Origin of the sequence: uncultured Sulfitobacter sp., assembly GCF_964021855.1 — a bacterium.
In the GTDB taxonomy this organism is placed as follows: domain Bacteria; phylum Pseudomonadota; class Alphaproteobacteria; order Rhodobacterales; family Rhodobacteraceae; genus Sulfitobacter.
The window spans coordinates 18,472-38,411 of record NZ_CAXHZD010000003.1; the positions used below are offsets into that span (position 1 = coordinate 18,472).

Here is a 19,940-nt window from a genome sequence, read left to right on the forward strand (position 1 = left end):
GGTGAATGAAAAGCCCGCGATGGCGGTGCTTTCGTTTGGGTGGCTCATGCATCACCTCCGGCGCGTAACACCTTGGGAAAACTTGCATAAACGTCAAATTTGCAGGCATCAATGCCCGCTTGATAAGACAGTGCTGCATCCGGTTTTGGCAGATCAATCATCGGAATGTCTTTGATCATCACGGGGGCCGGCATGGCGCGCCCGACGGCGGCAGCATAATCTAGGTATTTCAGGCGCGACTGGCCCACAGGGGCAAGCCACGTGTTTGGGACGCCATAGGCATCGGCCACGATCAGCCCATGCAAAGACGACGCAAAGATATGATTGCAAGCCGCGATGGCAGCGCAGACGTCTTGCGCGTCGCCCCGCGGGTCGATCAGCTGGTATTTCGGATCACTGTCCAGCAACGCGGCCAACGCCGGATCATCGATCAGCGAATGATGCGGCACGATCCCGATCTTGCCATTGGGCGCGCGGTCGCGTGGCCAAACATCGCTGATCACCAGCCCCGGATCGCCAAAGCGTGACATTTCAATATTCAGCAAAGCGGCGGTGATCGGGCCGCGCAGCAGCGCGATATCTACATGTTTGGTAAACTCGGTGCCATTCACCGCATGCAAAAGGCCCGTGCCCCATACCACCGGGCGCGTGTCCTTTTTGGCGGTATAGGCCCGCTTGACCACCTGCAAAAGTGACCCAATGCCCCACAGTTCGGCCTTGTGGACACCTGCATGCACCACCTTGCGGCCCGACACATGGGCCACAACCACAGGGCTGATCGCGTCCCCGAAATTCGGGACCGCCTTCCACCACTGCAGGGACAAAGGGTTGGTATCGACCACAGCGTTCATCAGACCAGCCGCACCGCCGTGCCTAAGACCGTCATCATGCGCCCTTGGATGGTTTGCGTAGCAATCAGGATCATTCGTCATTCCCCTTGCGCCAAACCACCAAAGCGACACGGATCGCGGCATAGATCATCGCAAAGATCAGCACCGAAGGAAGCGTCGATTTAAACGCCTCGATCGAAATGCCACCCGCTCTGAACAACGTGATCAACACCCAAAACACCACAGCGGCGATTGCCACGTCCCATGTCAGTTTACGCATCATCTGGCTTACCCAACCGAACCTTCGAGGGAGATCGCCACAAGCGCTTGGGCTTCCATCGCGAATTCCATCGGCAGGGCTTGCAACACGTCCTTACAGAACCCGTTTACCACCAGCGCCACGGCTTCTTCCTCGTCCATCCCGCGCGAGCGGCAATAGAACAGCTGATCGTCGTCCACCTTGGATGTGGTCGCCTCGTGCTCGACCCGGCTGCTGTTATTCTTGACCTCGATATAAGGCACAGTGTGCGCCCCGCAATCGGACCCGATCAGCAAGCTGTCACATTGGGTATAGTTGCGCGATTCCTTGGCCTTAGGGTGCATGGATACCAGCCCGCGATAGGTGTTCTGTGCTTTACCGGCAGAAATCCCCTTGGACACAATGCGCGACTTGGTGCGCTTGCCCAGATGGATCATCTTGGTGCCGGTATCGGCCTGTTGCATGTTGTTGGCGATGGCGATTGAGTAAAACTCGCCCTGGCTATCGTCACCACGCAGGATGCACGACGGGTATTTCCACGTCACCGCAGACCCGGTTTCGACCTGCGTCCACATCACCTTGGCCCGATCACCACGGCAATCGGCGCGCTTGGTGACAAAGTTATAGATCCCGCCCTTGCCGTTTTCATCACCGGGATACCAGTTCTGAACGGTCGAATATTTCACTTCGGCATCTTCTTCGATGATGATCTCGACCACGGCAGCGTGCAGCTGGCTCTCGTCGCGTTGCGGCGCGGTGCAGCCCTCAAGATAGGACACATAAGACCCCTTGTCGGCGATGATCAGCGTGCGTTCAAACTGCCCGGTGTTTTCCGCGTTGATGCGGAAATAGGTGGACAGTTCCATCGGGCAGCGCACACCCGGTGGGACATAAACAAACGACCCGTCGGAAAACACGGCCGAGTTCAACGTTGCATAAAAGTTGTCATTCACCGGCACGACCGAGCCAAGGTATTTCTTCACCAGCTCAGGGTGATCGCGGATCGCCTCGGAAATCGAACAAAAGATAACGCCAGCGGCCTTCAGCTCTTTTTGAAAGGTCGTGCCAACGGAAACGGAATCAAACACCGCATCCACAGCCACTTTGCGCGGCGCATCTGTCAGCTCTTCCGCGCCTTCAACACCCGCCAAAAGCGCTTGCTCTTTCAACGGGATACCCAGCTTTTTATAGGTGGCCAGCAGCTTGGGGTCGACATCATCCAATGACTTCGGCTTAACCGCCATCGATTTGGGCCGCGCATAGTAATACTGGTTCTGGAAATCGATCTTGGGATAATCAACCATCGCCCAGTCAGGCTCTTCCTTGGTCAGCCAGACAGCGTAGGCGTCCAGACGCCACTGCGTCATCCATTCGGGCTCTTCGTTCTTCTCCGAGATCAGCTTGACGATATCGGTGTTCAAGCCCAGAGGCGCATAATCCATCTCGATATCAGTGGACCAGCCGTGCTTATAGGCACCGCCAACTTCGCGTACCGCATCAACTGTCTCTTGATCGACGCCTTCTTTTACAATTGTCGTGTCCAAGCTCATATTCCTCTCGCTTCGGGCATCACGCCGCCCGCATCTGATGTTTCTCGAATTTCATTGCCCAGGCTTCTGCAAAGCGCTGCACATCTTCTTGTGTTGTCTCCAGGCCCAATGACACACGGATCGCACTTGCGGCGTCGGTGTCATTATATCCCATGGCTTGCAAGACCTTGCTGGCTTTTACCTTACCGCTCGAACAGGCTGATCCTGCCGAAACTGCAAACCCCGCCAAATCCATCTGCATCACCTGCGTTTCGCCCTTCCAACCGGGGGTCAACATGCAGGTCGTGTTCGGCAAGCGCGGCAGGTCCTTGCCTACAAAAATAGTCTGCTCCGACGCCGCCGCAATAGCCTGCTCCAGATTATTTCTAAGGGCCGCGACCGCGTCCCAACGTCCAGTATCAACATCCCGGCCCGCAGCCTCTGCCGCCGCCCCGAAACCCGCGATCCCGATGATATTTTCTGTCCCCGACCGGCGGTTCATTTCTTGACCACCGCCCCGCAAAATCGGCTCGGGGTCATTGGCGGTAAAGTTGATCAAGGCACCGACACCCTTTGGCCCGCCCATCTTATGGGCCGATAAAATCGCATAGGATGGCGTCTCGTCCTGATAGCGCACAGGCATTTTGCCCGCCAATTGCGTAATGTCACACAGGGTCGAATACTGCGGCGTGCTGCCAATCACCCGGCCCGCATCGCCCAATATCCCCGTCTCGCTATTCGCCGCTGAAATCGCGACCAAACCGGCCCCCGCAACATCGCCAGACGCCAGATCAATGCCAACCTCGCTCCAGACGCCCAAACAATCATGCTCGGTCGCCAACGCGCCGAAAACACCGCCATGCCGCCCCTTCTGAGCAACCGCCAAAGCCGCCGCCTCGGTCGCACTGCTGGTAAAGATCACCTGCGTGGTTTTACAGCCAACCAATTGCGCCACCTGCGCGCGCGCGCGTTCCACCAGCATCTTGGCCGCGCGGCCTTCGGAATGCACACTGGACGGATTGCCGACGACATCCATCGCGGCAATCATCGCAGCCCGCGCTTCGGCCCGCAAAGGCGTGGTCGCGTTATGATCCAGATACACTCTCACAGCAGCTTCCAAATGGTCCTAAATCCCAGGGAGTTTGAGGGACAGCGTCCCTCATCTTCTATCAAAAAAGGAATCGCGCTTGCGCGGCCTTTAATTTCATTCCTCGTCCACGACGGCAAACAGGTTCGGCACCGCGGGGCATGGGGCCAGCTCGTTGGCCACCACGTCGGACAAACGTGTTTGGTGCAAGAAAACATAGACTTGCGCGCTTAGCCCCTCCCACAAACGGTTGGTCAGCGATTGCGCGCGGCTGCCCGACGATCCACCCGACGCGCCCGCGCCCACATGCATGGCGTCGACCTTTTCATCGACGGCTACCAGAATATCGGCCACCCGAATGTCGGATGCCGGCCGGCCAAGGCGGTATCCGCCCCCCGGACCCCGCACAGATGACACCAGCCCGGCCCGGCGCAGCTTTACAAAAAGCTGCTCAAGATAGGGCAGAGAGATCGACTGCCGCTCGGCGATATCGCCCAAGGACACCAATGCCCCACCGGGTTGCAACGCTATATCGGTCAGTGCCACCATGGCATACCGTCCTTTGGTTGACAGCTTCATCGCAATGATCCCTTTGTCAAAATCGCCTGTTTGATTGACGGCGACGCCTGAAATGCCTAAGTGCAATGCCTGACACCCAGAAACGCTGGGATCAAACAAGTTAGAACCGTTCTAAGGTAGCTTAGCGAATTCGTCAACTATACCGCTGCACCTTTAGGACCCAAAGCAGGGATGCCCATGCCCGAGGTTATTTTTCCCGGACCCGAAGGCCGCCTCGAAGGCCGCTACCACCCACAAAAAGAGCGCGACGCGCCGATTGCCATTCTATTGCACCCGCACCCACAGTTCGGCGGCAACATGAACCACAAGGTCGTGTATAATCTGCACTACGCATTTTATAACATGGGCTTTACCGTTCTTCGGTTCAATTTCCGCGGCGTTGGCCGCAGCCAGGGCGAATATGACCAGGGGATCGGCGAATTGTCCGATGCCGCGTCTGCGCTGGATTACCTGCAATCGATGAACAACAACTCCAAGCATTGCTGGGTTGCGGGTTTCTCGTTCGGCGCTTGGATTGGCATGCAGCTTTTGATGCGCCGCCCCGAAATCACCGGCTTCATCTCGGTCGCACCGCCTGCCAATATGTATGACTTCAGCTTTCTTGCACCCTGCCCGGCGTCGGGCTTGGTGATCAATGGCACGGCTGACCGCGTCGCACCGCCTGCGGATACGGTTAATCTGGTCAACAAGCTGCACGAGCAAAAAGGCATCACCATCACCCACCAAGAGATCGAGGGTGCCGGCCACTTCTTTGAAGAGCCGCATATGGATACGCTGATCACGTCGACGACAGATTACGTCAAGCGCCGTCTGACCGAGACAACACGATAATGGCAGAGCAGAACGTCACAGACATGGCCAATCAACTGGCCGAAGATTGTCTGTCCGTTCAGCGCGAGATCGGAAACGAGCGCCTGTTTATGGAGGTCGCTTCCGTTCTCGGGGCGTCCTCCCAGACCATGGAAGAGGCGTTTTTGACAGCCATTCGCACCCACATGGCGACAGAACAGGGCCGTGCCTTTCTGCAAAAGACACTGGCCGCCCACCAAGCAAGGACCCCCCGACCATGACAGAACGACTTGAGCAGCAAATCGCCTTTCTAAACGAGGCGGACAAGCTCAAGTCGGTCATGCGCGGAACATTGCTCTGTGATGCGTCACGATCTGAAAATTCCGCCGAACACAGCTGGCATTTGACGCTCTACGCCTTGGTGCTGGCCGATCAGGCCGGACCGGACGTGGACATCACCCGTGTGATCAAGATGCTGATCCTGCATGATCTTGTGGAGATCGACGCGGGCGACAACCCGATCTTTGGCTCCCACGACATCTCGAATATGGAAGCGCAGGAGCAAGCCGCGGCGGATCGTATATTCGGCCTTCTTCCCAACGACTTGGGCACCGATCTGCGCGCAACTTGGGAGGAGTTTGAAGCCAACCAAACCCCGACCGCGCGGTTTGCCAAATCCCTTGACCGCTTTCAGCCCCCCATTCAGAACCTAGCCGCTGGTGGCGGCAGCTGGATTGAATACAACGTGACCGAGGACCAGTTCATCGAAAAAGTCGGCACCAAGATCAAAGCAGGCGCGCCGGGGCTGTGGCGCTTTGTCCGTACCCGCGTTTCTGCGTGGTTTGCCGCACATACATAAATCTGATTTACTTTACTTTTACCCTGATGCTGCACACACCAATGTTGATAGACCAGCCATCGATAGCCAACCCCAAAGGAACCGAACACCCATGACCAAGATCAAGGTGGACAACCCGATTGTCGAACTCGACGGCGATGAAATGACCCGCATCATCTGGGATTTCATCAAGAAAAAGCTGATCCTGCCCTATCTCGACATCGATCTGAAATATTACGATCTGGGGATGGAGGTCCGCGACGAGACCAACGACCAGATCACCATTGATGCCGCCCATGCGATCAAGGAATATGGCGTCGGCGTCAAATGCGCGACCATCACTCCGGACGAGGCGCGCGTCGAAGAATTTGGCCTGAAAGAGATGTGGCGCTCCCCCAACGGGACAATCCGCAACATTCTGGGCGGCGTGATTTTCCGCCAGCCGATCATTTGCAAAAACGTGCCCCGCCTTGTGCCCGGTTGGACCAAGCCGATTGTCGTGGGCCGTCATGCCTTTGGCGATCAGTACAAAGCCACCGATTTCAAATTCCCCGGCAAAGGCAAGCTGACGTTGAAATTCGTCGGTGAAGACGGCACCGAGATCGAGCGTGAAGTATTTGACGCACCGGATTCGGGCGTCGTGATGGCGATGTATAACCTTGATAAGTCCATCATCGATTTCGCGCGCGCATCGATGAACTATGGCCTGAACCTGGGCTGGCCGGTGTACCTGAGCACGAAAAACACCATTCTCAAGCAGTATGACGGTCGTTTTCTTGAGCTGTTCCAGCACATCTACGAGACTGAATTCGCTGATAAATTCAAGGCGGCTGGCATCACATATGAACATCGTTTGATCGACGACATGGTGGCTTGCGCCATGAAATGGAACGGCGGCTATGTCTGGGCCTGCAAAAACTACGATGGCGATGTGCAGTCCGATACTGTCGCCCAAGGTTTCGGCTCGCTTGGCTTGATGACATCCGTTCTGATGACCCCAGATGGCAACACGGTAGAGGCCGAGGCCGCCCACGGCACCGTCACCCGCCACTATCGCCAGCACCAAAAGGGCGAGGAAACGTCGACCAACTCCATCGCGTCGATCTATGCGTGGACAGGCGGGCTCAAGCATCGCGGCAAGCTGGACGATAACGCGGCGCTTATCCGCTTTGCCGAGACGTTGGAAAAGACGGTCGTTGATACGGTCGAATCGGGCTTCATGACCAAGGATCTGGCATTGCTGGTCGGCCCCGATCAAGGCTGGCTGACCACAATGGGCTTCCTTGAAAAGGTAGACGAGAACCTGAATAACGCCCTCAAAGGCTGATCCAGTAAGGGCTGCACCAGCCGGTGTGGCCCTTTTTTTGTGCAGTTCTGCAGATTTACGCGACGTATCGCTGCAACGCGGCATAATCTTGGTGCGCGCCTCTAGACAGGTCAACATACCTGTCCTACTTCAAGAGGATGAAAAAGCCGCTAAGCCCCGACCATAATCTGACCGACGATATCCAAGGCCTTAGCCTTGGGGTGTTTCTATGTGGGCTGGGCATGCATGTTCTGACCTCGGTCGGGTTGATCACCGGACAGACCGCCGGTTTGGCCGTGATCATCGCCTATCTCAGCGGTTATTCCTTTGGTTTGGTGTTTTTTGCGATCAACCTGCCGTTCTACTTTATCGCCTACAAACGGCTTGGGCTGGAATTCACCATTAAATCCCTGATCTCCGTCACGCTTTTATCCGTCGTAACCACATTGTTGCCCTTGGGCTTTACGATAGAAAGACTTGATCCTGCCTTGGGCGCTGTGATTTTCGGATCGCTGGTCGGCCTCGGCCTGTTGGCAATGTTCCGGCACAACGGGTCCTTGGGCGGGCTGGGCGTCATCGCGCTGCTGGTACAGGACACCACGGGTTTTAAGGCGGGCTGGGTGCAACTGATCACCGATGCTGTGATCTTTGCCGTGGCCCTGTTCCTGTTCCCCGCCTCGGTCGTGATCTATTCGCTACTGGGGGCCGTGGTGCTGAACCTGATCATCACATTCAACCACCGCAGGGACCGCTATATCGCGGCCTAGATGCCCCTAAAATTGCGCGACCAAAGGGCTGGTCTTTCTCGTTAAAATTCTTCAGGACTAGGGACAAGACCCCGCGAACCTTCGGCAATTTCCGAACGCCGCCCGGCACCCCCTAAGCTAAAAGGATTTGAACACAATGCATTACCTTTGGTTGTTGATCGCGATTGTATCCGAGACAATGGGCACCACGGCGCTTCAGGCCTCGCAACAGTTCACGCGGCTGTGGCCGTCGGTCGGGGTGGTGATATTTTATCTGATCTCGTTCTACTTCATGGCGCTCGCGCTCAAGGTGATGCCGGTGGGCATTGTCTATGCGATCTGGTCGGGCCTTGGGATCGTATGCATCGCGGGAATCGGCTATGTCATCTTCGGGCAAAAACTGGATTTCCCTGCGGTGATCGGACTGCTCATGATCGTCGCGGGTATTTTGGTAATCCACCTGTTTTCGAACACCACAACGCACTAAATCCCGCCGAACCGACCGTTTGGATTGGTATTAGGGCTGGCTTTCTGGCGCGCACCACGGTATGCGCGGCGCAAATGCTGCGGTGCAACAGTGCGCGCGGCCCTCTTTCCTATCAAAGGCATACCCCAATGGACATGCGCAACATCGCAATTATCGCTCACGTTGACCACGGCAAAACGACGCTGGTAGACGAACTTTTGAAACAATCCGGCACCTACCGTGAAAACCAGGCGACCACTGAACGCGCCATGGACAGCAACGATCTGGAGCGCGAGCGCGGCATCACAATTTTCGCCAAACCGACATCGGTCGAGTGGAAAGGCCTGCGTATCAACATCGTTGACACCCCCGGCCACGCGGATTTCGGTGGCGAAGTTGAACGTATCCTGTCGATGGTTGACGGTGTTGTCTTGCTGGTTGACGCGGCCGAAGGCCCCATGCCCCAAACAAAATTTGTGACGTCCAAAGCACTGGCACTGGGCCTGAACCCCATCGTTGTCCTGAACAAGGTCGACAAGGGCGATGCCGAACCCGACCGCGCGCTGGACGAATGTTTCGACCTTTTTGCCAGCCTTGGTGCCAATGACGAACAGCTGGATTTCCCGCACATGTACGCGTCGGGCCGCAATGGCTGGGCCGATATGGAACTGGACGGCCCGCGCAAAGATCTGACGGCCCTGTTCGACCTAATCGTCAAGCACGTCCCTGCCCCCAAGCAGCTGAAAGACATCGACAAGCCGTTCACCATGCTGGCCACCACCTTGGGCGCTGACGCGTTCATCGGCCGGATGCTGACAGGCCGCGTTGAAACCGGCCAATTGAAAACAGGCGAGCAAGTCAAGGCGCTGTCGCGTGATGGCAAGCTGATCGAAAACTTCCGCGTGACCAAGATCATGGCGTTCCGTGGCCTGATGCAGCAACCCATCGACGTTGCCGAAGCCGGTGATATCGTATCGATCGCAGGCATGGCCAAAGCGACCGTGGCCGATTCCATCGTGGCCACCTCCGTCGACACCGCCCTGCCCGCGCAGCCGATTGATCCACCCACAATCACCATCACATTCGGCATCAACGACAGCCCGCTGGCAGGTCGTGACGGCAAGAAAGTTCAATCTCGCGTCATTCGTGACCGGTTGATGAAAGAAGCCGAATCCAACGTTGCGATCAAAGTCACTGACACCCCCGGTGGTGAAGCATTCGAGGTCGCCGGTCGTGGCGAACTTCAGATGGGTGTTCTGATCGAAAACATGCGCCGTGAAGGGTTCGAACTGTCGGTATCGCGCCCTCAGGTTCTGTTCCGCGAAGGCGAGAATGGCGAGCGTCTTGAGCCCATCGAAGAAGTCACCATCGACGTGGATGATGAGTATTCCGGTGCCGTGATCGAAAAACTGACCGGTCCCCGCAAGGGCGAGCTGTCCGAGATGAAACCTGCCGGTGCCGGTAAAACCCGCATCATCGCATTGGTGCCATCGCGTGGCCTGATCGGCTATCACGGTGAATTCCTGACCGACACGCGCGGTACAGGCGTTTTGAACCGCGTATTCCACGACTGGGCCCCGCACAAAGGTGCCATCCCCGGCCGTCGCGCTGGTGTTCTGATCTCGATGGAGAATGGCACGTCGGTATCTTACGCGCTGTGGAAACTGGAAGACCGTGGCAAATTCTTTATCGGTGCTCAGGAAGCCGTTTATCAGGGCATGATCATCGGTGAACACAGCCGTGAAAACGACCTGGAAGTGAACCCGTTGAAGGGTAAGCAGCTGACCAACGTACGTGCATCCGGTACGGATGAAGCCGTGCGTTTGACCACGCCAGTCACACTGACGCTGGAACAGGCGATTGCCTATATTGATGACGATGAGCTGGTGGAAGTGACGCCGAACGCCATTCGTCTGCGCAAACGCTATCTTGACCCGCATGAGCGTAAGCGGATGTCGAAGTCTGCATGATTTAAATGCCGGACCGGGGGCCAGCCCCCGGACCCCCGGAATTTTAGACCATTTGGAAAGGGGGCTTTGCGGCCCTCTTTTTTTGTTTGTGCTTTATCATGGCGATATGCGGTCGAGCGCGGGGGCTTAAAACGCCAAAAAGCCCGCCGAGGCGGGCCTATGTTGAATTTTAGGACTGGTGGTGGGGCGTTAGATCAGTCTTCGATCTCAACGACCATCAATTCGCGCTCGGACGCGTCTTTGGCGTGGCTTAGGGCCTCTTGATAGGCGGGCGAATTGTAGCAAGCGACCGCTTCTTCTAGCGAGGGGAAACGGGCGACGACATTGCGCGGGCGTTCTTTGCCTTCAAGCTGCACAAAACGGGCACCACGGGCCAGAAACTTGCCACCGTGATCGGCAATCGCGGGGCCGGCGAGTTTGGCGTATTGGCCGTAAGCGTCTTCGTCGGTGACGGTGACATGGGCGATCCAGAGAGCTGGCATGGGATTATCCTTTCAAGATGGCTTCGGCAGCCGCGATGGCCGCGTCAGCATTTGCAACGTCTTTTGCGCCGCCTTGGGCCATGTCAGGACGGCCACCGCCGCCCTTGCCGCCCAGTTCGGCGACCACGGCCTTGACGATATCAACGGCAGAAGCTTGCGCTGTCAGGTCAGAGGTAACACCGGCGGCAACAGCGGCTTTGCCATCAGCATCCGCGATCAGCAGCACGACGCCGCTGCCGAGCTTGGACTTATATTCATCCACCAGCGCCGGCAGATCCTTGCCCGTCACGCCAGACAGCACCTGCGAGATGAACTGAACGCCGCCGATATCGCGCGCCTCGGGGGCTGTGGCCCCGCCCCCGGACATGGCGAGTTCACGGCGCAATTGCGCGACCTCATTGGCCAGCTGTTTGCGTTCATCCATCAAGGCACGCACACGGTCGGGCACATCGGCGGTCGATGTTTTCAATTCCGATGCCACACGGGACAAGGTGCTTTCCTGAGCGCGCAACCAGCCGAGTGCCTCGTCGCCTGTCAAGGCTTCGATCCGGCGGATGCCAGAGCTGCTGGAGCTGTCGCCAAGGATCACAAACGCGCCGATGTCGCCGGTCTGGCGCACATGGGTGCCGCCGCAAAGTTCGAGCGAATAGGTTTCTTTATCCGCGCCCTTGCCCGATCCGACCTCGCGGCCCATCGATACGACGCGTACCTCGTCGCCGTATTTTTCGCTGAACAGCGCCTGCGCGCCCAAAGCGCGGGCGTCATCGGGCGTCATGATCCGGGTATCGACGGGCGCATTCTGGCGGATATAGGCGTTAACTTCCTGTTCGACCTGCGAAATTTCATCCGGCGTCATCGCGTGATTATGGCTGTAGTCAAAGCGCAACCGATCCGCCGCATTCAACGACCCACGCTGCGCCACCTTATCGCCAAGCGCGTTGCGCAGGGCCTCGTGCAGCAGATGGGTGGCGGAGTGGTTGGCACGAATGGCCGTGCGGCGGCTGTGATCCACATCAAGGACGGCGGCCTGACCGGGGGTCACTGTCCCCTCGACCACGTCGCCAAAATGGATGAAGACGCCAGCCGTTTTGCGCGTATCGGTGACCGAGACGCTGCCGGTATCGGTCTTGATGATCCCGGTATCGCCCACCTGCCCGCCGCTTTCGGCGTAAAACGGGGTTTGGTTCAGGGCAATCTGCACCTTGTCGCCAGCCTTGGCCGTCTGAACTTGGGAGCCGTCTTGGACCAATGCCACGATCTGGCCTTCGGCGGTCTCTGTGTCATAGCCCAGGAAATCAGTGGTGCCGCCAGCCTCAGCCACGTCGAACCAGACGGTCGCATCTGCCGCCTCGCCAGAGCCTGACCACGCTGCGCGCGCCTGTGCTTTTTGCTTGTCCATGGCTTCGTTAAAGCCGTCCAGATCAACGCCGCGGTCTTTTTCACGCAGGGCGTCTTGGGTCAGGTCGACGGGGAAACCATAGGTGTCATAAAGCTTGAACGCCGCCGCACCCGACAGGTTTTCACCGGCAGGCAGATCACGCAATTCGTCGTCCAGCAGCTTGAGGCCGCGGTCGAGGGTTTTCTTGAAACGGGTTTCTTCAAGCAAAAGCGTCTCGGTGATCAGCGACTGCGCCTGACCCAATTCAGGATAGGCCCCGCCCATTTGGCGCACCAGTTCTGGCACCAAGCGGTGCATCAGCGGGTCCTGGATACCTAGCAGATGCGCGTGACGCATGGCTCGACGCATGATCCGGCGCAAGACATAACCGCGCCCGTCATTTGCAGGCATCACACCATCGGCGATCAAGAACGAGGTCGACCGCAGGTGATCGGCGATCACGCGGTGATGGGTTTTGCCCGGCCCGTCGGGGTCGGTGTTTGACGCGTTGGCACTGGCAACAATCAGGTTGCGCATCAGGTCCGTGGCATAGTTGTCGTTGGTGCCCTGCAACAAGGCCGCGACACGTTCGATGCCCATGCCGGTGTCAATCGACTGGTTCGGCAACGGCTTGCGGGTGCCATCCTCGAACTGCTCGTATTGCATGAAAACGAGGTTCCAGATCTCAACAAACCGGTCGCCGTCTTCTTCAGGGGAGCCGGGAGGACCGCCCCAGATGTGATCGCCGTGGTCATAGAAAATCTCGGAGCATGGACCGCAAGGACCGGTCGGCCCCATCATCCAAAAGTTATCGTCAGTCGCGATGCGAATGATGCGGTCATCGGGCAGGCCTGCGACCTTTTTCCAAATGTCCGCAGCCTCGTCATCGGTATGGTAAACGGTGACATACAGCCGCTTCGGATCGATCCCCAATTCTTTGGTGATCAGCTCCCATGAAAATGCAATCGCCTCGGCCTTGAAATAATCGCCGAAGCTGAAATTACCCAACATTTCAAAGAACGTATGGTGACGCGCCGTATAGCCGACATTGTCCAGATCGTTATGCTTGCCGCCTGCCCGCACGCATTTTTGTGCCGTGGTAGCGCGTTTATAATCGCGAGTTTCCACGCCGGTGAACAGGTTTTTGAACTGCACCATGCCCGAGTTGGCAAACATCAATGTGGGGTCGTTGCGCGGCACCAGCGGGCTGGAGGGCTGAACGGAGTGCCCGTTCTTTTCAAAGTAGCCCAGAAAGGTGGATCGGATATCGTTTAGCGTCTTCATATGCGGGGCCTTTCGAGGGGCAAAAAAGTGTTGCCCTCAAATAGCCTTGCGGCGGGGCACTGTCCACCGTTCCGCCAAACGAAAAAGGGCGCGCCCGCTGGCACGCCCCTAAATTACTATTCAAACCGGCTCACGCCTCGAGAATATCGATATCGTCTTTTTCGGATCCGTCGAAATCAAGCCCGTGGGCAGCGCGGATTTTGTCTTCGATCTCCATCGCCATAGCTTCGTTTTCTTTCAGGAAGGTTTTGGCATTCTCACGCCCCTGCCCGATCCGTTCGTCACCATAGCTGAACCATGATCCCGATTTATCAACCACGCCGGCCTTGACGCCAAGGTCCAACAGCTCGCCCATTTTCGAGATGCCTTCGCCATACATGATGTCGAATTCAACCTGTTTGAACGGCGCTGCGACCTTGTTTTTCACGACCTTGACCCGTGTGGCGTTCCCGACCACCTCGTCACGATCCTTCAGCGCACCGATACGGCGAATATCAAGCCGCACGGAGGAGTAAAATTTCAGCGCGTTGCCGCCCGACGTCGTTTCGGGGGAGCCGAACATCACGCCAATCTTCATCCGGATTTGGTTAATAAAGATCACCATGCAGTTCGACCGAGAGATCGAGCCGGTCAGTTTCCGCATCGCTTGCGACATCAACCGCGCCTGAACCCCGACGGAGCTGTCGCCCATGTCGCCTTCAAGCTCGGATTTCGGCGTCAACGCCGCAACCGAATCGACAACAACCATGTTAACAGCGCCTGAACGCACTAAAGTATCAACGATTTCAAGCGCTTGCTCGCCGGTGTCGGGCTGAGAGATCAGCAATTCGTCAATGTCGACGCCCAGCTTTTTCGCGTATTGCGGATCAAGCGCGTGTTCCGCATCGACGAACGCACAGACGCCGCCCTGCTTTTGCTGCTCGGCAACGCAATGCAGCGTCAATGTGGTCTTGCCCGAGCTTTCAGGGCCATAAACCTCGATGATCCGGCCCATCGGCAGGCCGCCAATGCCAAGCGCGATATCAAGGCCAAGAGAGCCGGTCGAGCTGGATTTAATGTCCTGAATGGCACCTTCGGCACCCAGTTTCATGATCGACCCCTTGCCGAACTGGCGTTCAATTTGTGCCAGCGCGCTATCAAGGGCTTTTTGCTTTTCAGCTTGTTTCTTGTTGTCCATTGTCAAAAGATCTGCCGTTGCCATTTGAGGGTATCCCTTTACTGTCACAGTGGTGTCGAAGCCGCAATCGCTGCATGCGCCAATCGGGTTTTGTTCTTTATATGTTCCATATGAGACCAAAAGCAGAACATTTCAATCTATTTGTTTCATATTCCATCTTTTATCCGAAGTGATTAACATCAGATTTACAATGTTCGGGCCGTGGGAACTAAACGTGGGATATCGTCTATATGCTTGTTTTCTTTAAAGAACGGCTTGCTTTTTTATCGGTCCCCAAGACGGGGTCCACCGCTTATGAGACCGCTTTGGCCCCGCGGGCGGATATGGTTATTTCAGAGCCACCCATGCTGAAACATGCGCCCGTCTATCGGTACAACCGATTCATTCGGCCGATGTTTTTAAAGGTATGCGACGCCGAGATGGAACTAATGGCCGTCATGCGCGAGCCGATCAGCTGGCTGGGCAGTTGGTATCGCTACCGCCAGCGGCCTTTTATGCAGGGCAAACCAAACGCCACTTTCGACATCAGCTTTGACGAGTTTATTTTGGCCTATATGAAGGGCAAAAAACCCGGCTTCGCAGATGTGGGCAGCCAGCTAAATTTTATGGCAGCACAGCCCAACGGCACGCACATTACCCATTATTTCAGATATGAAGATCAAGCCAGGTTGCAGGCATTTCTATCTGACCGGTTGGGTGTCACCCTTGATCTAAAACGTGAAAATGTGTCGCCGCAGATGGAATTAACCTTGTCACCCGACGTGGAGCAACGGTTTCGCCGCAAATTTCACGAGGAGTTTGCGCTATACGATTCCATTCCCTGATCAGCGCATTTGGCTGTGGACGGTATTCGTCAGATCAGTCAGCGAGAACGGCTTTGGCAGGAAAACAGAATTTGGAATGGCGGTTTGTTCCGCGCCAAAACTATCCTCCGCATAGCCTGAAACGAACACGACAGGCACGCCTGGCCGGTCTTTCAGCGCCTCGCGCACCCAGCTCGGCCCGTCCATCCCCGGCATGATCACATCCGTGACGAACACATCGACGTTCAATGTCTCATCCTCAAGGGTTTTCAGCGCCATTTCCGCAGATTCGGCCTCGAGCACGGTATAGCCCCGCATCCGCAAGGCGCGGCTGGCAAAGGCTCGAACCGGCGCTTCGTCCTCGACCAGTAAAATAATACCATCGTCAAAATTCGTGGCCGTCGCTGCTGGGGCGACCGTTTTATCCGGGGTCTGTATCATGGTTCTTGTTAACACAGGAAAATAAAGCGTAAAGACCGTTCCGACGCCGACGGTGCTATCGATAAAGATAAAACCGCCTGATTGTTTGATGATCCCATAGGCCGTGGACAGCCCCAGCCCCGTCCCCTCGCCCGTGCGTTTCGTCGTGTAAAACGGCTCGAACACCTTTTGTAGTTTATCCTCGGGTATACCCACGCCTTCGTCGGCCACTTGCAAGGTTACATATTGGCCCGGCGGCACAGTCACGCGGTCGCGGGAAAGCGGCGCGTTCAGGTCCAAACATTCGGTCGTGATCTTGATCTCTCCGCCGTCTTGCATCGCGTCGCGGGCATTGACGACAAGGTTCATAAGAACCTGTTCCAGCTGCCTTTTATCGGCGCGTATGGGCTTTAGTACCGGATCGTGACTTAGGCTCAGGGTCACCTTTTCCCCCACAAGCCTGTTCAACAGATGCGTCAAATCGGCCAACGTATCGCGCAGATCCAGCGTTTCCGGCCGCAGCGTCTGCTTGCGGGAAAAGGCCAGCAATTGCCCCACCAACGCGGCCGCGCGGTTGGTATTTTGGTTAATTTGGATCAGATCGCTGTAATCCGGGTCGCCTTGGTCATGACGCAACAGCAAAAGGTCACAGTGACCAGAAATTGCGGTCAGAAGATTGTTGAAATCATGCGCAACGCCACCGGCCAATTGCCCGATTGCTTGCATTTTCTGGCTTTGCACGAACTGCGCCTCGAGCGTTTTTAACTGCGTGGCATCATTCAAAACGGCAATTAATGCAGGCACCCCCTGATCTGTCACAAGGCTTAACGTGACCTGAACGAATGCCTCTCGATCATCGCGTTTAAGGCGCAGAAATTCGGATTTTTGCAGCAATTTCCCGTCGAGCGTTTCGGTCAACCAGTCATTGATGGACCGCCCCAGCCCTTCCATCAGCGTCGCCAAAAGCGCGTCAGGCTGCAACCCCGGCCCAACCAGATTTGCGGCCATCTGGTTATACGACAACACCGCACCATTTGGCGCGATCTTGATCAAGGGGATGGGCAATTCGTGAAAGCCGCGCCATTCTGCATCCTGCGACCGCGGCGCATGGGCAGGCAATAAATACAAGGCCTTACGGCCCGCGCCTGCCTCAAGCTCGCCGATCAACATGGTCATTTCGCCATCTGCGGTCATGACCTCCGCCAGATCGCCATGGGCCACCGGCAATGTTTTGAACACACGGTCCAGCGTTTTGACCCGGCTGCCAATAAGCCCGCGAGACGCTTCATTCATGAACAAGACGGCACCGGACCGGCCGACCATCATCATCGGCAAGGATTGTTCATAATCACGCGACCGCGCGGGGCCTTTTTCCTGAATGGTTTCCACCCGCCACAAAAACCCATCCGCAACCCGGTGCAAAGAAAGACGCACATGACCGGACCGCGTCACGATATCCTCGCGCGCCGCACCGTTTTTCGCAGCGCGATCTTGCAGACGGAAAACAATGGCCGACGGGTTCGCGAATTGGCTAGACAGAAATGACGTCACGGTTTTGGCCGGTTTAACCTTGCAAAGCGCCGCAGCGGCCAAATTTTGCGCCGTGACCACCCCGTCGTCGGTGGCAAATACACTTGGGCTGGCGTCATTGGCGATAAAATCAACGATCGCCCGCTGATCCTTGCCGCGCCGGTTAACCGACACGACATCGGCAACAAAGCCAATGGCAGCGACACTTAAAAAAGCACCAGCCGCCGCCATAAAAACAACGCTCAGGGAATGGTTTTGCGACACCTGCGCCGCAATAGCCGCAGCAATCGCAGCGAAAACAACGATAAGCAACCGCTTGCGCCTAACTTGTGCCACGCTGTTCGGCTTTGACAAAAACGGCCCTCCCGCCACATAGAACTTGCAATCGATCTACGTGCAGTAAGGTTAAGGTAGTGTGAATGTGCTCATGACAACCCGAAAAACACGCATAGGTTGATAATACACAGTTCTAGTTTCGCCTCAAGTGCGCCGTAAAGAATCCGTCGCCATCGTCATTTACATCAAACCGTCTTTGAAATCCGACGGACCAATCGGGATGACGCTGTAAGAACGCGTTAATCCGATCTTCATTTTCACAGGTTAGCACCGAACATGTCGCATAAACCAAACATCCGTTCGGGGCGGTCAACGCCGTCGCATCGTCCAAAACACTGTCCTGTATGGCGTTCAGCTCTTGAAGCCGCGTGGCAGAGAGGGTCCATTTCCCCTCGGGCGAGCGCCGCCATGCCCCGCTGCCGGAACATGGCGCATCACATAGAACCACATCGAAAGGCGTTTCATTTTTCAAATCATCCGTTTCAATCTGGCGAATGGTACGGCCAGCGCGCTCAGCACGGGCTGGCAGATCCTGCATGCGCCGGGGGTCAATGTCATGGGCGGTGACTTCCGTTGCCGGATCAACAGCTAGCGCCAGTGATTTTCCACCACCCCCCGCGCAGTAATCCAGTACCCGGCCTCCATTCGGCATGGCAGCGACAACGGCTTGGCTAGATGCGTCCTGCAGCTCAACCGCCCCGCCTAAATAGCTGTCAGAGTTACGAATTTTACGCTCACCCGCCGTCACCGTCAGTGCGGTTTCAGCCAGCGGGTTGGCCCGCGTCTCTACCCCTTGATCCGCCAATGCTGCCGCTGCCGCGCTTGGCGTGGTTTTGGCCGTATTGACCCGCAGCGTGATCGGTGCGCGCGCCTGAAGCGCCAGGGCCACGGTCTTGGCGCGGTCCTCAAGCGACGCTTTGAACTGCGGAATGATCCAGTCTGGCAAGTTCCACAGCGTTGCCTCATCAGCCTCGGCCGAGGGTTCATGCTCTGCGTCGGTTAGCGGTTGAGGCGCATGCCCCACCCCGTTGAAAAGACTATCAAGATCAGCATCTTGCGCGCGCAAGATACCAATCATAATGGCGCGTCCCGTTTGCCCCCCGCCCAGATGGGCAGCGGTCCTGCGTTGACGCAGCACATCAAACACGTGATCGCGAATTGCCGCGCGGTCCTTGGACCCGGCAAAGCGATTGCCACGCCCCCAACGGGTCAGCGCCTGCTCGGCCGGAAGACCGTCAAACATCGTGTTCAAAATTTCAATCGCTGCTGCGACGCGTGCGCCGGGGGTCATGTAAGTGCCACGTTTAATTGCCTTTCAAAGCAGTACCTTATCAGGCAATGCTATTTTGTAACTTCGGCCGCTGCTGCGAGATCGGCGCGACCATCACGGTGATACCATGTGGTCGTTGCTATCCAATTTCACCGACCATAGTTGCGGCGCGCATCAGCTGACTTTGCAGGTCTGCGTACACATAGGGCTGTACCGACCGCCGCCATTCGTCGTCAAGGTCTTTTACCGCTTCCGGCATCCGCAATGGTTTCTGCGCGTACGGTGACAAAGCCGACCTGCCGTGGTGAGGCAAAAGGAGCATCAACGTAGATATCGAACCATCCGACTGCGTTCATTTTGCCATCTCATAGTCCTTTATGTTTATATTCAGTCTGTTACAGGATCAGTTTAGGCAGCCGTATCTTGCGTCACCTCATTTGGTTCAATGGTGCTTTCCAGATGCCAAATCTTGGACACGATCTGCCATCCGTCCGCGCCAAGAACAAAGCCAAGGTGATCGACAAAGACGCTTTGATGGGCGCGTATCCGGATTTTAACGGTGGCGCTGAGCGGCGACAAAAAGTCGATCAACAGAACCTCTGCCTCGCGCGCCTGCCCCTTACTTGCGGGCGATACACGCCCGGCAACGTCGCGGCTGAAACTGTCGATGGGTTCAACAAAAACGGTGCCGTTATCAGCGTCGAACAAGCTGGATTGAGGGTGAAATACCGCATTCAATTTGGCGGTGTCGCAGTCATGGATCGCGTCGAAGTAGGTTTCGATTGCGGCCAGAAGGTCTGTTTGGATGGTCATTGTCAGTCTCCGTTGCAATGTGATGAACAAGACTTGCCAGTTGCTGAT

Annotated in this window: 19 protein-coding genes; 8 read left to right on the forward strand and 11 right to left on the reverse strand. The window is 56.6% G+C overall.

Features of this window, described 5'->3' with window-relative positions; genetic code table 11:
• Positions 1-44 precede the first annotated feature (44 nt).
• The 5 genes from AADJ11_RS10650 to AADJ11_RS10670 form a co-directional block, all read right to left on the reverse strand.
• The gene (locus AADJ11_RS10650) at positions 45-932 is read right to left on the reverse strand and encodes a polysaccharide pyruvyl transferase family protein (protein ID WP_341234508.1); all 888 of its coding nucleotides are present in this window, start codon (positions 930-932) and stop codon (positions 45-47) included.
• Entirely contained in the window at positions 922-1,113 is a 192-nt protein-coding gene (locus AADJ11_RS10655; protein ID WP_341234509.1) for a hypothetical protein, read from the reverse strand. Before AADJ11_RS10655 ends, AADJ11_RS10650 begins: the two co-directional genes overlap by 11 nt.
• Positions 1,114-1,118: 5 nt before the next feature.
• On the reverse strand, positions 1,119-2,639 hold the full coding sequence (sufB, locus tag AADJ11_RS10660) for a Fe-S cluster assembly protein SufB (protein WP_341234510.1): 1,521 nt from the start codon (positions 2,637-2,639) through the stop codon (positions 1,119-1,121).
• 19 nt (positions 2,640-2,658) lie between these two features.
• Positions 2,659-3,726: an aminotransferase class V-fold PLP-dependent enzyme gene (locus AADJ11_RS10665; protein ID WP_341234511.1), complete on the reverse strand. Its 1,068-nt coding sequence runs from the start codon at positions 3,724-3,726 to the stop codon at positions 2,659-2,661.
• Positions 3,727-3,822: 96 nt separating this feature from the next.
• A complete protein-coding gene (locus AADJ11_RS10670) occupies positions 3,823-4,284 on the reverse strand; it encodes an Rrf2 family transcriptional regulator (RefSeq protein WP_341234512.1) in 462 nt (153 codons plus the stop codon).
• Positions 4,285-4,461: 177 nt separating this feature from the next.
• Between AADJ11_RS10670 and AADJ11_RS10675 the strand changes: the two genes are divergently transcribed.
• From AADJ11_RS10675 to typA, 7 genes are all read left to right on the forward strand, one after another.
• Complete coding sequence (locus AADJ11_RS10675) at positions 4,462-5,115, forward strand: alpha/beta hydrolase (RefSeq protein WP_341234513.1); 654 nt, start codon at positions 4,462-4,464, stop codon at positions 5,113-5,115.
• The gene (locus AADJ11_RS10680; protein WP_341234514.1) at positions 5,115-5,354 is read left to right on the forward strand and encodes a hypothetical protein; all 240 of its coding nucleotides are present in this window, start codon (positions 5,115-5,117) and stop codon (positions 5,352-5,354) included. The genes AADJ11_RS10675 and AADJ11_RS10680 overlap by 1 nt, the downstream gene beginning before the upstream one ends.
• Positions 5,351-5,932, forward strand: coding sequence for an HD domain-containing protein (locus AADJ11_RS10685; protein ID WP_341234515.1), 582 nt, complete (start codon positions 5,351-5,353; stop codon positions 5,930-5,932). Before AADJ11_RS10680 ends, AADJ11_RS10685 begins: the two co-directional genes overlap by 4 nt.
• A gap of 91 nt (positions 5,933-6,023) precedes the next feature.
• Positions 6,024-7,238 carry an NADP-dependent isocitrate dehydrogenase gene (locus AADJ11_RS10690; protein ID WP_341234516.1) on the forward strand — a complete coding sequence of 405 codons (1,215 nt, stop codon included), beginning with the start codon at positions 6,024-6,026 and terminating at the stop codon, positions 7,236-7,238.
• 137 nt (positions 7,239-7,375) lie between these two features.
• A complete protein-coding gene (locus AADJ11_RS10695) occupies positions 7,376-7,984 on the forward strand; it encodes a YitT family protein (RefSeq protein ID WP_341234517.1) in 609 nt (202 codons plus the stop codon).
• Positions 7,985-8,120: 136 nt separating this feature from the next.
• Entirely contained in the window at positions 8,121-8,450 is a 330-nt protein-coding gene (locus tag AADJ11_RS10700) for an SMR family transporter (RefSeq protein WP_341234518.1), read from the forward strand.
• Positions 8,451-8,578: 128 nt separating this feature from the next.
• The gene (gene typA, locus AADJ11_RS10705; RefSeq protein WP_341234519.1) at positions 8,579-10,399 is read left to right on the forward strand and encodes a translational GTPase TypA; all 1,821 of its coding nucleotides are present in this window, start codon (positions 8,579-8,581) and stop codon (positions 10,397-10,399) included.
• Positions 10,400-10,593: 194 nt separating this feature from the next.
• Here typA and AADJ11_RS10710 read toward each other — a convergent pair whose 3' ends face one another.
• From AADJ11_RS10710 to recA, 3 genes are all read right to left on the reverse strand, one after another.
• A complete protein-coding gene (locus tag AADJ11_RS10710) occupies positions 10,594-10,881 on the reverse strand; it encodes a DUF1330 domain-containing protein (RefSeq protein ID WP_341234520.1) in 288 nt (95 codons plus the stop codon).
• Positions 10,882-10,885: 4 nt separating this feature from the next.
• On the reverse strand, positions 10,886-13,543 hold the full coding sequence (gene alaS / locus AADJ11_RS10715; protein ID WP_341234521.1) for an alanine--tRNA ligase: 2,658 nt from the start codon (positions 13,541-13,543) through the stop codon (positions 10,886-10,888).
• 130 nt (positions 13,544-13,673) lie between these two features.
• The gene (gene recA, locus AADJ11_RS10720) at positions 13,674-14,744 is read right to left on the reverse strand and encodes a recombinase RecA (RefSeq protein ID WP_341234522.1); all 1,071 of its coding nucleotides are present in this window, start codon (positions 14,742-14,744) and stop codon (positions 13,674-13,676) included.
• 206 nt (positions 14,745-14,950) lie between these two features.
• Here recA and AADJ11_RS10725 point away from each other — a divergent pair, with 206 nt between their 5' ends.
• A complete protein-coding gene (locus AADJ11_RS10725) occupies positions 14,951-15,544 on the forward strand; it encodes a gamma-glutamyl kinase (RefSeq protein ID WP_341234523.1) in 594 nt (197 codons plus the stop codon).
• On the opposite strand, the gene AADJ11_RS10730 is transcribed toward AADJ11_RS10725, so the two are convergent.
• The 3 genes from AADJ11_RS10730 to AADJ11_RS10740 form a co-directional block, all read right to left on the reverse strand.
• Positions 15,545-17,785 (reverse strand): ATP-binding protein, encoded by a 2,241-nt coding sequence (locus AADJ11_RS10730; protein WP_341234524.1) that lies wholly within the window; start codon positions 17,783-17,785, stop codon positions 15,545-15,547.
• Positions 17,786-17,942: 157 nt separating this feature from the next.
• Positions 17,943-19,100, reverse strand: a complete 1,158-nt coding sequence (locus AADJ11_RS10735) for an RsmB/NOP family class I SAM-dependent RNA methyltransferase (protein ID WP_341234525.1) — start codon at positions 19,098-19,100, stop codon at positions 17,943-17,945.
• 387 nt (positions 19,101-19,487) lie between these two features.
• On the reverse strand, positions 19,488-19,892 hold the full coding sequence (locus AADJ11_RS10740; protein WP_341234526.1) for a nuclear transport factor 2 family protein: 405 nt from the start codon (positions 19,890-19,892) through the stop codon (positions 19,488-19,490).
• Positions 19,893-19,940: the final 48 nt, after the last annotated feature.